The sequence below is a fragment of the Myxococcus eversor genome, assembly GCF_010894455.1.
Classification (GTDB): Bacteria; Myxococcota; Myxococcia; order Myxococcales; family Myxococcaceae; genus Myxococcus; species Myxococcus eversor.
Window position 1 is genome coordinate 1 of sequence record NZ_JAAIXY010000035.1, and the last position, 15,763, is coordinate 15,763.

The following is a 15,763-nucleotide window of genomic DNA, read 5'->3' on the forward strand; positions in this document are numbered from 1 at the left end:
GGAGCGCCGACGACGACGTCGTCCTGGCCGGAGTAGCGGGAGAGGAGAAGCTGGAAGGCGGCCAGCAGCGTCATGAAGGGAGTGGTGCCCTGGCGCTGGCAGAAGGCGAGCAGCTCCTCGGAGAGGGAGTGGGAGAAGGAGACAGGGACGGAAGCGCCGCGGTGGGACTGGACGGAGGGGCGGGGCTTGTCGGTGGGCAACTCCAGCAGGGCAGGTGCACCGGAGAGCTGGTGACGCCAGTAGTCCAACTGACGCTGAAGCACGTCCCCCTGCAGCCAGCTGCGCTGCCAGGCCGCGAAGTCGGCGTACTGCACCGGCAGCGGTGGAAGCTGGGGCTGGGTGCCAGAAGTCCGCGCGGCGTAGAGCTCCGCCAGTTCGCGCACGAGCACGCCAGAGGACCAGGCATCGGACACGATGTGGTGCATGCACACGAGCAGCAGGTGCTGCTCCTCCGAGAGCCGGAACAGCAGCGCTCGGAAGAGCGGGCCCTGGGCGAGGTCGAAGGGCCGCATGACCTCCACGCCGATCAGTCGCTGTGCCTCGGCCTCTCGCTGCTCGGAAGCCAGTGCGCTCAGGTCCACCACCGGCAGCGAGAAGTCCGTGGCCGGGGGGATGACCTGGATGGGCTCGCCGTCCAGTACCGTGAAGGTGGTGCGCAGGGACTCATGGCGGCGGACCAGCAGGTCGAAGCCGTGCTCCAGCGTGTCGACCTCCAGCGAGCCCTCCAAGCGCAGCGCGGCGGGCATGTTGTAGACGGCGCTGCCGGGCTGGTACTGGTCGAGGAACCACAAGCGCTGCTGGGCGAACGACACGGGCAGCGGGCCCCCTCGGGGCACGGGGACGATGGCGGGCGCCAGGCCCGCGCTGGCGGATCGCCGGGCGGAGTCGACGCGCTCGGCGAGCGCGGCCACGTTGGGGGCCTCGAAGAGGGCACGGACGGGCAGCTCCACCTGGAAGGACTGCCGCAGCCGCGACACCACCTGCGTGGCCAGCAGCGAATGGCCTCCCAGTGCGAAGAAGTCCTCGCGCACGCCGACCTTCTCCACGCGCAGCAACCCCGCCCAGATGGAGGCGATCTCCTCCTCGGTGGGCGTGCGCGGGGCGACGTAGGAGGCCTCGCTGGAGGGCGCCTCCGGAGCGGGCAGGGCCTTGCGATCCACCTTGCCGTTGGCCGTCAGCGGAAGGGCCTCCAGTGCGACGAAGGCGGAGGGCACCATGTAGGCCGGCAGCCGCTCCTGCAGGAAGGCCCGGAGTGACTCGGTGGGCACGGGCTCGGACGGGACGACGTAGGCGACGAGCCGCTTGTCGCCGGGCACGTCCTCGCGTGCCACGACCAGTGCCTCGAACACGGCGGGGTGCTCGCGCAGGGCAGTGGCCACCTCGCCGGGCTCCACGCGGAAGCCACGCACCTTCACCTGGAAGTCGGCGCGGCCGATGAACTCCATGCGGCCGTCCAGCAGCCAGCGGACCTTGTCGCCGCTGCGGTACATGCGCGCGCCCGGCACCGGGCTGTAGGGGTCCGGCACGTACCGCTCGGCCGTCAGCTCCGGCTGGCCCTGATAGCCGCGCGTCACCTGGGCGCCGCCGATGAACAGCTCACCGGGCACGCCCACGGGCACCGGTTGCAGGCGCCCATCCAAAACATACAGGCGTGTGTGGTCCAGCGGCCGTCCCAGGGGCACGGTGGTGGGAGCCATGCCCGGAGCGGGCTGCTCCACGCGGCCCGCGAGCACGCCGACCGTCGTCTCGGTGGGGCCGTAGTGGTTGAACACCTCGCAGTCGGGAGCCAGCGCGCGCACCTGGTCCAGCAGGGCCCACGTGGAGGTCTCGCCGCCCAGCACCAGCTTCTTGCGGGGCAGGACGTGCCGGGGCTCGGCCGCCGTCATGAGCGCCGCCAGGTGCGAGGGGACGATCTTCACGCAGTCCACGGGGTGGCGCTCGAAGTACTCGGCCACGCCGGCGGGGCTGCTGGCGCGCTCCTGGGTGAGCACGTGCAGCAGTCCGCCGGTGCAGAGGGCGGGGAACAGCACCGTGTTGCCCAGGTCGGCCACGAAGGTGGACACCAGGGCGAAGCTGGCGCACTCCGTCAGGCCCAGCCGCTCGGTGGCCGCGCGCACGTACTGGACGAGCTGCGCGTGCGTCACGGCGACGCCCTTGGGCCGGCCGGTGCTGCCCGAGGTGAACAGCACGTAGGCCACGTGGTCCGCGGAGGACTCGCGCGGCGGCGCATCCGTGCGCTGCGCCGCCAGCGTCGCGGCGTCCACGTCCACCAATACCCGGTGCGCGAGGGACTCACCGAACGCCGCGGCGTACCGCGACTCCGTCACCACCACCGGTGCGCGGACCTCGTCCACCAGCGAGCGCAGGCGCGGGGCAGGCTGGGAAGGATCCAACGGCACATAGGCGCCGCCGGCCTTCCAGACGCCCAGCAGCGCCACCACCATGTCCACCGAGCGCTCCAGGCACAGGGCCACGCACCGCTCGGGGCCCACGCCCAGGGAGCGCAGGTGCCACGCGAGCTGGTTGGCGCGAGCGTCCAGCTCGCCATGGGTGAGGACCTGCTCCTCGCAGCGCACCGCCGGCTTGCCGGGGTTGAGCGCGGCCTGCTCCTCGATGAGGGCGTGCAGGACTCCCCCGGCGGAGAAGGGGGCTGGCGAGGCGTTGAAGGACTCCAGAACCTGGTACCGCTCGGAGGCCGGCAACAGGGAGAGCTCACCCACGCGGGTGTCCGGCGCGGCGGCCACGGCCTCCAGCAGGGTGGTCAGGTGCGCCACCATCCGGGCGGCGGTGGACGCGTCGAAGAGGTCCGTCCGGTAGTTCAGCGTGCCGCCGATTCCTTCCGGCGTGTGTCCCAGGAACAGCGTCAGGTCGAACTTCGCGGCCTGATGTCCCGTGTCCACGGGGTGCAGCTCTAGCGGGTCACTGCCCGGGGGGCCCACCAGCTTCGCGGACGCCGTGGGCGTGGTCTGCAGCGACAGCATGACCTGGAACAGCGGCGAGTGGCTGAGGCTGCGCTGGGGCTGCAGCTCTTCCACCAGCTTCTCGAAGGGCACGTCCTGGTGCTCGTAGGCCCCCACCGTGGTGGAGCGCACCTGGGCGAGCAGCTCGCGGAAGGTGGCCTCGGGCCGCACGCGGGCGCGCAGTACCAGCGTGTTGACGAAGAAGCCGATGAGGCCCTCGGTCTGTCCCTGGGTCCGGCCCGCGATGGGCGAGCCAACGCAGAGGTCGTCCTGGCCGGAGTAGCGCGACAGGAGCACCTGGAAGGCGGCCAGCAACACCATGAAGGGAGTGGCGCCCTCGCGCTGGCCCAGCGACTGGAGGCCCCCGGTCAGCTCCGCGGACAGGCGCACCGGCACGTGGGCGCCGCGGTGGGACTGCACGGCGGGGCGGGGCCTGTCGGTGGCCAGCTCCAGCAGCGCGGGAGCGCCGCCGAGCTCGCGCTTCCAGTAGTCCAGCCGCTTCGCCAGGGCCTCGTCGCGCAGCCAGCCGCGCTGCCACGCCGCGAAGTCACCGTACTGCACCGGCAACGGGGGCAGGCGTGCCTCGGTGCCGGAGGCATGCGCCGTGTACAGCGCGCCCAGCTCGCGCACCAGCACGCCCATGGACCAGCCGTCGGAGACGATGTGGTGCATCGTCACCAGCAACACGTGCTCATGCGCGTCCAGCCGCAGCAGGCCGGCGCGCAGGAGCGGGCCGTTGGCCAGGTCGAAGGGCCTCACGGCCTCCTCGTGGGCCAGTCTCCGGGCGGAGTCCTGCTGCTCGGATGCGGGCAGGTCCCGCAGGTCCACCACGGGCAGCGGCATGCGCGCGGGCGGGTGGATGCGCTGCAGGGGCTCGCCGTCGCGCGAGGTGAAGGTGGTGCGCAGCGCCTCGTGCCGGGCGACCACGTCCGTGAGGGCCCGCTCCATGGCCTCCACGTCCAGCGCTCCCGCCAGCCGCACCGCCGTGGGGATGTTGTAGAGGGCCGTCCCCGGCTCGAGCTGGTCGATGAACCACAGGCGCTGCTGCGCGAAGGACAGCGGCAGCTCGCCCGTGCGGGGCACCGGGGTGAGCGCGGGGAGGGCCAGGCCCTGGCGGGCCAGTCGGGCGACGTCCACCTCCCGGGCCAGGCCGAGGACGGTGGGCGCCTCGAACAGCTTTCGCAGGGGCAGCTCGGCGCCGAAGCTGGCGCGGATGCGGGAAACCAGTTGGGTGGCCAGCAGCGAGTGGCCGCCCAGCTCGAAGAAGCTGTCGTTCACACCCACGCGCTCGACGCCCAGCACCTGAACGAAGATCTCCGCGAGCGCGGACTCGGTGGGCGTGGACGGCGCCACGTATTGGGTGCGACCGGCCGCCGGGGCCTCCGGGGCGGGCAGGGCCTTGCGGTCCACCTTGCCACTCGGCGTCAGCGGCAGCGCCTCCAACCGCACGAAGGTGGAAGGCAACATGTACGCGGGCAGTTGCTTCAGCAGTGCGTCCCGCAGCGCCGCCTCGTCCAGCGTCCCGCCGTCCGCGACGACGTAGGCCACCAGGCGCTGATCTCCCGCCGCGTCCTGGCGCACCACCGCCACCGTGTCGCGCATGCCGGGCCACGCGAGCAGCGCGGCCTCGACTTCACCCAGCTCGATGCGGAAGCCGCGCAGCTTCACCTGGAAGTCGGCGCGGCCCAGGTACTCCACCGTGCCATCCGGCAGCCACTTCGCCAGGTCGCCCGTCTGGTACATCCGCGCGCCCGGCGTGGCGCTGAACGGGTCCGGGATGAAGCGCTCGGCGGTCAGCTGGGGCCGGCGCCAGTAGCCACGACCCACCTGCACGCCGCCGATGAAGAGCTCCCCGGGCACACCGGGGGGCACGGGCTGGCCATGGCGGTCCAGCAGGTGGATGCGGGTGTTGGGAACCGGGCGGCCAATGGGCACGCTCCGGCGCTCATCGCCCCTGGGGCAATCCCAGGCGGTGACCTCCACCGCGGCCTCGGTGGGGCCATAGAGGTTGTGCACCTCCGCCACCGGCAGGCGCGCGTGCGCCTTGCGCACCAGGTCCGAGGGCAGGGCCTCGCCGCTGCACACCACGCGGCGCAGCCCGGTCAGCCCCTCAAGCCCTGGCTCCTCCACGAAGGCACGGAGCATCGAGGGCACGAAGTGCACCGTGGTGACGCGCTCCTGCTCCATCACGCGCACCAGGTAGGCCGGGTCCTGGTGCCCACCCGGGCGGGCCAACAACAGCCTCGCGCCCGCCATCAGGGGCCAGAAGAACTCCCAGACGGAGACATCGAAGCTGAACGGCGTCTTCTGGAGCACCGTGTCCGCGGCGGTGATGCCGTAGCGCTGCTGCATCCACAGCAGACGGTTGACGACACCCGCGTGCGCATTCATGGCCCCCTTGGGGCGGCCGGTGCTGCCAGAGGTGAAGATGACGTAGGCCAGGGCCTCGGGGCCGGCCAGCGGGGCCGGGCGGGACTCCGGCTGGCGCGCCACGATGTCCCACTCGGAATCCAGGCGGAGCAGGTGGGCGGAGTGCGGCGGCAGCACGTCCTTCAGGTGCTCCTGGAGGAGGATGACGGGCGCGGCGGTGTCCTCGAGCATCCACGCCAGCCGCTCACGCGGGTAGGCGGGATCCATGGGGACGTAGGCGGCGCCGGCCTTGAGGACGCCGAACAGGGCGACCACCATCTCCAGCGAGCGCTCCACGCAGACGCCGACGAGGGACTCGGGGCCCACGCCCAGCGTGCGCAGGTGGTGCGCGAGCTGGTTGGCGCGAGCGTCGAGCTGGGCGTAGGTGAGCCGTTGGCCCTCGAAGTCCAGGGCGATGGCGTCGGGGGTGAGGGCGGCCTGGTCCTCGAAGAGCTGGTGGATGCACACGTCGCGCGCGTACTCCACGCGGGTGTCATTCCACTCCACCAGCACCTGCTGGCGCTCCTGCTCCGACAGCAGGGACACGGAGGTCAGGAGGGCCTCGGGCCGCTCCAGCATCGCCTCCAGGGCCGTCAGCCAGTGCCGCAGCAGCCGGTCCACGGTGCCGGGCGGGAAGCGGGTCTCATCGAACGTGAGGCGCAGCTCCAGCCGCGAGCCGGGCGACACGAGCGCCACGAGCGGCAGGTCCGGCTGCTCGGTGGTGGTGAAGTCGCGGATGTCGTACTGGCCCCCGCTGGAGCGGACGGCCTCGTCCACGGGGTAGTTCTCGAAGACGTAGAGGCTCTCGAACAGGCGCGAGCCGCGCGGCACGTCGCTCCAGGTCTGGGCGAGGGCCAGCGGCGTGTGCTCGTACTGGCGCAGCTCGAGCATGCGCGCGTGGAGGTCCGCCAGCCACTGCCGCACCTGCACCTGGGGCTCGACCTGGATGCGCACGGGCAGGGTGTTGATGAACATGCCCACCATGTGCTCGATGCCGGGCAGCTCGGCGCCGCGTCCGGAGACGGTGGCGCCGAAGAGGACGTCGGGCTCTCCGGCGTGGCGGGAGAGCACCAGGGCCCAGGCGCCTTGCAGCACCGTGTTGGCCGTGAGCTGGCGCTGCCGGACGAAGGCCTGGAGCGCGCGGGTGCTCTCCTCGCTCAGGTAGACGGCCTGACTGCCCTTGCGAGGCCTGGCCCTGTCCTGTCGGGGAGGCAGCGCGCCCGGCAGCGGGGTGGGCGAGGAGAAGCCGCTCAGGACCTTGCGCCAGTATTCCCGGGTGCGCTCCTCGGACTGCTGCCGCAGCCAGGCGATGAAGCCGCGGAAGGCCGACGCCTGCTCCAGCGAGGGCTGGCGGCCACCGACGGCGGCGTCGTAGGCGGTGAACAGCTCCTTGAAGAGGATGCCGAGGCTCCACCCGTCCAGCAGCAGGTGGTGAGAGCTCCAGAGCACGCGGTACGCGCCGTCCACCAGCCGTATCACGGTCAGCCGCATCAGCGGCGGCTGGCCCAGGTCGAAGCCGCGCTCGCGGTCCGCGGCCAACAGCGCGTCGAAGCGGGCCTGCTGCTCGGACGTGGGCAGCTCGCTCCAGTCGAGCTCCTCCCACGGCAGCACCGCGTTCGGGCTCACCCGCTGAAGGGGCTGCTCGAGTCCGTCCCAGGCGAACGAGGTCCGCAGGATGGCGTGCCGCTCCACCACCGCCTTCCAGGCGAGACGGAAGGCGGCCATGTCGACGCCCGCGCCGAACGTCCACGCGCACTGCGTGACGTAGACGCCGGAGCCGGGCGCCATCAGGGACTCGAACAGCATGCCGTGCTGCAGGGGCGACAGCGGGTAGAGGTCCTCCACGGGCGTGCCAGCGGGCAGCACGTGGTCCAGCGCCGCCTGAGACAGGCGCGCCAGGGGGAAGTCCGCGGGCGTGAATCGGAGCGCGTCCCCGGTCGCGCGGCCGTCAATCAACGCGCGCAGGGAGGCGAGCATGTCGCGGGCCAACCCCTCGATGGTGGTGCGCTCGTGCAGGTGCTCGCCGTAGGTGATGGAGAGGTGGAGCTTCCCGTCGCTGACGCGTCCGCCGACCTCCAGCAGGTGCGAGCGCGGGTCGCCAGCGTCGCGTGACGCGCCGGAGGACTCCCTGGCGAAGGCGAAGGCGGTGGAGGCCGAGGTCGACGCGTCGAGCTGGCCGAGGTAGTTGAAGGAGACCTGGGGCTGGGGCAGCGCGCGCAGGCGCGACGCCGCGTCCTCCTCGCCCATGTGGCGCAGCAGCCCGTAGCCCAAACCCTTGTTGGGCAGTTGGCGCAGTTCGTCGCGCACCGCGCGCAGCATGTCCCCTGGCGAGCCCGAAGGAGGCAGTTGGAAGAAGACGGGGTAGGTGGCGGTGAACCAGCCGACGGTGCGAGACAGGTCCACGCCCTCGAAGAGGTCCTCGCGGCCGTGGCCTTCCAGCTCCACCAGCACGTGGTGCCGGCCCGTCCAGCGCGACAGGGCGTGGGCGAGCGCCGTGAGGAGCACGTCCTCCAGGCGGGCCCGGTACGCGGTGGCCACGTCCTGAAGCAACAGTCGCGTCTCCTCCACCTCCAGCGAGAAGTCCACGGACTGGCTGGAGCCGAAGGTGTTGGTCTCGGGCGCGGACGCCTTGTCGACCGGCAGCGGCTGGACCTCCGCGCGCGCGCCGCTCAGCCAGTAGGTCAGCTCCTGTTGAACGGACTCGGAGCGGGCGTGCCGCTGGAGCTTCTCCGCCCAGGCCTTGAAGGACGTCGTCTTCGGAGGGAGGGCGGGCTGCTGGCGCTGGGCGAGCTGCTGGTAGACGGCCTCCAGGTCCTCCATGAGGACTCGCCAGGAGACGGCATCCACCACGAGGTGATGGGCCACGAGCAGCAGGCGGGACGGCTGTCCCGCGCCAGGGTCCATGAGGGTGGCGCGCAGCAGCAGCCCCTCGTCCAGGACGAGGCTCCGCTGCACGTCATTGGCCACGACCTGGATGGCGGAGGCGAGGTCCTCCGGAGCGACGCCGGAGAGGTCCTCCCGGCGCAGGCGCGGCGGGGCCTGCGGGCCCGGGGACTCCTGGTGCCAGGCGCCGTCGGGCTGGCGGGTGAAGCGCAGGCGCAGGGAGTCGTGGTGCTCCACCAGCTTGCCCAGGGCCTGCTCCAGCAGGGCCGGCTCCAGGGGCCGGCGCACCTCCAACAGCAGGGCCTGGTTGAAGTGGTGGGGCTGGCGAGGGGCCTGCTCGAAGTAGCCGTGCTGCACGGGCGTGAGGGGCACCGGGCCTTGCACCAGGCCCTGCTCGGCCGACGACGCCTGGGCCACCTTCACCACCGTGGCCAGCGCTTCCACCGTCTGGTGCTGGAAGAGCTGGCGCGGAGTCAGCTGCAGTCCGGCCTGCCTCGCCCGCGCCACCACCTGCAGGGTGATGATGGAGTCGCCGCCCAGCTCGAAGAAGTTGTCGCGGATGCCGACCTGGGGAAGGTTCAGAACCTGGGCCCAGACCTCGGCCAGTGTCTTCTCCGCGGCGTTGCGCGGCGGCAGGTATTGGGAGGACAGCTCCGCCTGCGCGCCGTCCACGGCGGGGAGCGCCTTGCGGTCCACCTTGCCGTTGTCCGTCAGCGGCAGCGCTTCCAGGCGCATGAAGGCGGCGGGCACCATGTACTCGGGCAGCCGCTGCTTGAGGAAGGCGCGCAGCTCGGTGATGGGGGCCTGGCCCTCGAAGTAGGCCACCAGACGCTTGAGGCCCTTGTCCTCGCGCGCGACGACGACGGCCTTGGTGACCGCCGGGTGGGCCAGCAGCGCCGCCTCCACCTCGGGCAGCTCGATGCGGAAGCCGCGGATCTTCACCTGCGTATCCGCGCGGCCCAGGAACTCCAGCACGCCGTCGGCGCGGCGGCGCACCAGGTCTCCGGTGCGGTACATGCGCGCGCCGGGCTGCGGGTGGAAGGGGTCGGGCAGGAAGCGCTCGGCGGTGAGGTCCGGCTGCCGCAGGTAGCCCCGGGCCAGGCCATCGCCGGAGATGAAGAGCTCACCGGGCACGCCGAAGGGCAGTGGGTGCAGGTGCTTGTCCAGCACGTACATCCGCGTGTTGCCAATGGGGGTGCCAATGGGCACCGAGGAGCCCGGCTGGGAGGGCTCCGTCATGCGGAAGCAGGAGGCGAACAGCGTGGACTCGGTGGGGCCGTAGCAGGCCGTCACCGGGATGCGCAGCCGCTCCAGCACGCGGCGCACGTGGGGCGCGGAGACGACGTCGCCGCCAGTGAGCAGTTGCTTGACGGAGCCCAGGCCCTCCAGGTGGGCATCCACCATCTGCGTGAAGAGGCCCGCGGTGAGGTGGAGCGTGGAGACGCGGTGGCGCTCCAGGACGAGCTGCAGCTCGCGCACGTCATTGGGCGCGTGGGGTGGGAAGAGGACCAGCCGGCCGCCGTGGAGCAGCGGTCCCCAGACCTCGAGCGTGGAGGCGTCGAAGGAGATGGGGGCGATGAGGAGGAAGGAGTGCTCGGGCCCCAGGTCCATGTAGTCGACGCGGCCCAGCAGCAGGCGCATGACGGAGCGGTGCTCGATGCAGACGCCCTTGGGCCTGCCGGTGGAGCCGGAGGTGAAGTCGATATAGGCCAGGTTGCGCGAGGTGGTGGCGCAGGGCGGAGGCGACGCGGGAAGCCCTGCCAGCTCCTCGGTGAGCTCCTCGATGAAGAGGCACGCCATGCCTTCGCAGGGGAGCTGGGAGGCCAGGGCGCGGGAGGTGATGAGGACCTGGGGCTGGGAGTCCTCCAGCATCTGGGTGAGGCGCTGGCGGGGGTAGGAGGCGTCGAGGGGGACGTAGCAGCCACCGGCCTTGAGGATGGCCAGCAGGGAGACGACGAGCTCGACGGAGCGCTCCAGGCAGAGGGCGACGCGAGAGTCGGGGCCCACGCCCTGGCGTTGCAGCAGCCAGGCGAGCGAGTTGGCCTGGGCGTCCAACTGACGGTACGTCAGTTGATGGGAGGCGTCCTCCAGGGCGATGGCGTCGGGGCGCAGGGCCACCTGCTGGGCGAAGACCTCGTGGATGCAGGCGTCGCGCGGGTAGTCGTACGCGGTGGCGTTGCACGCCTCCAGCGCCTGGTGCCGCTCGGCGCCGGTGAGCAGGCCGTGGACGGAGAGCGGAGCGTCCGGCCGCGCGGCGAGCGCCTCGAACAGGCCCTGGGCGTGGGCGGCGATGCGGCCGGCGGTGGCGGCGTCGAACAGGTCGGTGGCGTACTCCACCACGCCGTGGAAGCCCTCTTCTGATTCCACCAGCGTCAGCGTCAGGTCGAACTTGGCGGCGGTGCCTTCCGACTCCACCGGGCGCAGCACCACGCCGGGCAGCGAGAGGGGCGCCATCGGCGCGTTCTGCAGCGCGAACATCACCTGCGCCAGCGGCGTATGGCTGAGGTTTCGCTGGGGCTGGAGCGCGTCCACCAGCTTCTCGAAAGGGAACTCCTGATGGGCGAAGGCGCCCAGCGTCATCTCCCGCACCTGGACCAGAAGCTGGCGGAAGCTCCGCGTCCATTCCACCTGGGAGCGCAGCACCAGGGTGTTGATGAGGATGCCGATGAGTCCACCCAGTCCCGGGCGGTTGCGGCCAGCGATGGGGGTGGCGACGGAGATGTCGTCCTGCCCGGAGTAGCGGGAGAGCAGCACCTGCCACGCGGCCAGCAGCGCCATGAAGGGCGTGGCACCCTCCTTCTGGCACAGGGCCTTCAGCTCGTCGGAGGCCTGCCTGGAAAGGCGCACCGGCACGGTGGCGCCGCGGAAGGACTGCACCGCCGGACGGGGGTGGTCCGTGGGCAGCTCCAGCACCTGCGGCGCCCCGGAGAGCTGCTGGCGCCAGTAGCCGAGCTGCGTCTCCAGCACCTCGCCCTGGAGCCAGCCGCGCTGCCACACCGCGTAGTCCACGTACTGGAGGCCGGGCTCGGGCAGGGGAGAGGGACGGCCCGAGAGGAAGGCGTCGTAGAGCGCCGCGAACTCGCGGATGAAGACGCCCATGGACCAGCCATCCGAGACGATGTGGTGCATCGTCAGCAGGAGGATGTGGTCCTGGGGGGCGAGCCGGAGCAGGGTGCCGCGGATCAGCGGACCCTGGACGAGGTCGAAGGGGCGCAGGGCCTCCTCGCGCGCCAGGCGGAGCGCCTCTGGCTCACGTGCGTCCTCGGGCAGGTGGCCCAGGTCGACGACCGGGAGGGTGACGGACGCCGCGGGTGCGATGACCTGGACCGCGCTCTCCGGGCCGGGCCGGAAGGTGGTGCGCAGCGACTCGTGGCGGCGGACGACCTCGGACGCGCTGCGCTCCAGCGCCGCCACGTCCAGGACGCCCTCCATCCGGACGGCCGCGGGGATGTTGTACGCCGCGCTCCCCGGGTCCATCCGGTCGAAGAACCACAACCGCTGCTGTGAGAAGGACAGCGGGTAGGCATCCGCGCCGCGGGGTTGGACGGGGATGGCCGGCTGCTGGGCGCGAGTCGACTTCTCGCGCAGCTGCCGCATGAGCTGTTCCCGCTTGTCCGCGGGGAGGGAGGCGAGACGCTTGAGAATGTCACTGCTCATCTGACTTCACTCCAGGCGCAGCGTCCGTGCCATCCGGGGCCGCGAGCATCCGCTCCCGCATGTGACTTTCCGGAAGAGTTGGGTTCAGCGGGCCGACGAGGCCCGCAGCGGGCCGGAGGCGGCGGGAGCAGGGCTCACGGACACCTGGAGCCCATGGCGTGAACGGAGCGTGACGACGGGGTCTGGAATCACCGTCTGTCCCGGCACGACATTCACCTTGAAGCGCTGAAGCATCATCGTCAGCGCCACGGTGGACTGCATCAGGGCCATGTTGCTGCCAATGCACAGCCGCTGGCCCGCGCCGAAGGGGAAGTACGCGAAGCGCGGCCGCTTCCCGGCGCTCTCCGGCATGAAGCGCTCCGGCATGAACTTCTCCGGCTCTTCCCAGAACGCCGGGTGCTTGTGGACGATGGGCTGCATCATCATCATGACGGTGCCCGCCGGCACGTCGTAGGCGCCCAGCTTGTCCTGCTCCTTGGCCTGTCGGGCCATCACCCACGCGGGGGGGTACAGTCGCAGCACCTCCTCGAACACCGCGGTGATGTAGCGAAGCTTCGGCAGGTCCTGGAGCTGCGGGGGCCTGTCGCCGAGGGTGGAGACGATCTCGTCGCGCATCCGCTGCTCCACCTCGGGGTGCTGGCTGAGCAGCAGCCAGGTCCACGCCAGCGCCACGGCCGTGGTCTCATGGCCCGCGAAGAAGAGGTTGACGCACTCGTCGCGAAGCTGCTCGTCGCTCATGCCGTCGCCCGTCTTCGGGTCCCGAGCCGCCATCATCTGGCCGAGCATGTCGGGATGGGCCGTGGGGTTCTGGCGGCGGCTGGCGATGGCCGCGTACACGGCGGCGTCCAGGGTGGCGATTCCCGCGCGGAAGCGCTTGCGGCGCTGCGTGCGGAGCTTCAGCGCGGTGATGAGGTACACCATCCACCACTTGCGCCGCATGTTCTGCATCCGGACGATTTCCTGGCACGCCTCCAGGATCTCCGGCTGCTCTTCCACCATGTCGTCGGTGAAGACGCCGCGGCCGACGATGGAGAGCGACAGCCGGGTCATGTCGTTGGCGATGTCGAAGACCTCTCCCGTGCGCGTCCGGGCCTCCCACCGGTCCAACATCTTCCGCACGCTGTCCACCATGGTGGGGACCAGCGCCGCCATCCGCTCGGGGTGGAAGGCCGGCTGGATGAATCGCCGCTGCTGGCGCCAGAATTCGCCCTCGCTGGGGAACAGCCCCTTTCCGAGCAGCTTGCCCGGCGGGTTGTGCGGCTTGGGGTAGTTCTGCGCGTTGTCGACCAGGACATGTTTCACGTAGTCCGGGTGGCTCAACAGGAAGACGGTCTGTCGTGGACCGACCCGGATGCGGACCGCATCCCCATATTGCTGGAAGGTTCGTCCGAAGAAGCCAAGCGGGTCGGCCTGCGCCTCCAGCATGCTGCCGAACAACGGCTTTCCCTTGGGCCCGGGTGGGAGGGTCAAGAGGTCTTTCCCGGTGGTCATCGTGGTGTCTCCAGCGGAGCGCGTCAGGGGCACGGGCGCGGATCGAACCCGTGCCGCCTCCGTGCGGGTGGCTTTGCGAGAGGGAGCAGGGCTCCCGCGCGGTGGGGGATGGAATACGCTCCAGCGGAAGGGCCGCTCGCACCTGGCGGGGAGCGGCCTTCCACCCGGAGGCGGCCTACTTTCCGACGGGCATCGCGCGCCGCGCGGGAGCGGGGGCCTTGCCCGGGATGAACCAGCGAGGCCCGCCGAAATACATCAGCGCTTCCTGCTTCTTCACGAAGATATCCATCGCGATGGAGATGCGCTCGTGCTTGCCCAGGTAGGGCCGCACCTCGTGTCGGACGTAGCTGGGGAAGAAGAAGAGCTTGCCCTCGACGGGGGTGACACTCACTCGCCAGTCGTTGTCCCACGGGCTGGTCTGCCCCGCGGCCTTCCCTCCGTGGCTGCGGTCCAGGAAGCCGGGACGGAAGTACACCGTCTGACCGCCCTCGGACTCGTCCGGCGCCTCACCCGGGCCGTAACCCGTCTGCACCTGGTAATGGCCGCTGATGTACGAGGGGTCGTGGTGGTGGACCTCGAGGAACTCCCCGTACCGCAACACGTTCGCCCAGCAGGAGATGCCGACAATCTGCATGCCGGGGTCGTCCGGATTCTCGCCCTGCAACTTGAATGTCTCGCGGATTCCTTCCAGCACGTGCTTACGGAACTCGGCGATCTCAGGGTACTCCCAGTTGAGGACGTTGAACTCCAGCCAGTACGCCGTCAGGCCCTGCTTGATGCCCGCCACCAGCGTCGGCTTGTGCTTCGCGAGAATCTCCTGCTCCTTCTCCCGGATGATTCGCGCGAGCCCTTCGTTCAACTCTTTGGAATCCTTGAAGTGGATCGCCAAGGTGGTGGTCGGCCACATCACTTCTGCCTTGACGATTTTCTCCATCGGTTCTGCCCTGTGCCTTTTCGCGAGGTGTCGTGACTGTGCTGAAGGGGCCGCATGGTTCAGTCATGCGGTTCCCGGACAATCCTAGCAAAAGAGCCGAAAAACTGGGAATAGCCCTGGGAGTTGCTTCCTTGGGATGCAGGGGAGAGACTGCGGTCACCGGAATCAAGAGCGCGGGCTACCAGCGGCCCTGCATGTGCCGGATGAAGGCATAGGGGGTGCCGGGGTCCAGCACGCCCGCCGCATCCAGCCGCTTCATCTGCGAGGCGTCCAGCTTCAAGGCCGCCGCCTTCAGGTTCTCGTCGAACTGGCTCACGCTGCGCGCCCCGAACACGACGGACGTGACGGCCTTCTTGTGTAGCAACCAGGCGAGTGACACCTGGGCGGGAGTGGCGTCCAGCTCCTTCGCCACGGCCTCCACTTCGGCCAGGACACGCCAGTTGCGAGGGGTGTCGAACTCCGCCCTGCGCTCGCTCTCCACCGCCAGTCGAGTGGCCTCTGGCGGCTCCTGTCCCTGGCGATATTTGCCGGACAGGAAGCCCGAGGCGAGCGGTGCCCAGGCGAGGAGGCCTACGCCCAAATGCTCACAGAGCGGCAGGTACTCACGCTCGGCATCGCGCACCACCAGGCTGTATTGCGCCTGGAGCGACACGAACCGGGACAGCCCCAGGTGGCGGCTCGTCCACAGGGCGTCCACCATCCGGTAGGCGGCATAGTTGCTGGCGCCGATGTAGAGCACCTTGCCCTGGCGCACGAGGTCTTCCATGGCACGGAGCGTCTCCTCCACGGGCGTGTCCACGTCCTGCATGTGCACCTGATACAGGTCGATGCGGTCCGTTTTCAGCCGCCGCAGGCTGTCCTCCACCGAGGTGCGCAGGCTGAGTCGCGAGCCCCCCGCGTTGTTCGGCCCCGGCATCAAGCGCAGACGGAACTTGGAGGCCAGCACCATCTGGTCCCTCCGCTCGTTGCCTTGCCCGAACCACTTCCCAATCAGGGTCTCCGAGACCCCCATCCCGTACACGTTGGCCGTGTCCAGGAAGTTGATGCCCACCTCCAGGGCCCGATCCAGGATGGCAAGGGAGGTCTTCTCGTCCGTACCAAAGCCCTGGCTGGCCGAGCCCTCCAATGGCTCGCCGAGCGCCATGGTCCCGAAGCACAGCGTCGACACTCTCAACCCGCTTTGTCCCAGCCTGCGGTATTCCATACGCATGCAGCTCTCCGGTGTCATCCGCGTCCGGGATGGATGGCGGCGCCCCGTGAACTACTCCAGCCACGCATGATGCGCTACGGGTGTTCCAGGGATGTCTCGTGCGAGCCCTTCACCTTTTTGGGAAGCACGTCTGGAAGTTCGTCCTCTGCCGGGTGCGTCATTGGAGGCCCGTCCCGCCGGGAATGAGGCCCGAGGAAACAAGTCCGCGCCCAGGGCCGA

4 protein-coding genes are annotated in these 15,763 nt (G+C 70.4%); all 4 read right to left on the reverse strand.

Features of this window, described 5'->3' with window-relative positions:
* The coding region (locus G4D83_RS43325; RefSeq protein WP_163870829.1) for a non-ribosomal peptide synthetase at positions 1 to 11,909 on the reverse strand (11,909 nt) is incomplete at its 3' end.
* Positions 11,910 to 11,993: 84 nt separating this feature from the next.
* Positions 11,994 to 13,400, reverse strand: a complete 1,407-nt coding sequence (locus tag G4D83_RS43330; RefSeq protein WP_163870830.1) for a cytochrome P450 — start codon at positions 13,398 to 13,400, stop codon at positions 11,994 to 11,996.
* Between the two features lie 175 nt (positions 13,401 to 13,575).
* A complete protein-coding gene (locus G4D83_RS43335) occupies positions 13,576 to 14,259 on the reverse strand; it encodes a putative 2OG-Fe(II) oxygenase (RefSeq protein WP_163870831.1) in 684 nt (227 codons plus the stop codon).
* A gap of 253 nt (positions 14,260 to 14,512) precedes the next feature.
* Positions 14,513 to 15,544 (reverse strand): aldo/keto reductase, encoded by a 1,032-nt coding sequence (locus G4D83_RS43340; protein WP_240357147.1) that lies wholly within the window; start codon positions 15,542 to 15,544, stop codon positions 14,513 to 14,515.
* Positions 15,545 to 15,763: the final 219 nt, after the last annotated feature.

Coding starts and splice junctions, on each gene's coding strand:
- G4D83_RS43330 (WP_163870830.1), bottom strand. CDS start 13,400: ATGACCACCGGGAAAGACCTCTTGACCCTCCCACCCGGGCCCAAGGGA.
- G4D83_RS43340 (WP_240357147.1), bottom strand. CDS start 15,544: ATGCGTATGGAATACCGCAGGCTGGGACAAAGCGGGTTGAGAGTGTCG.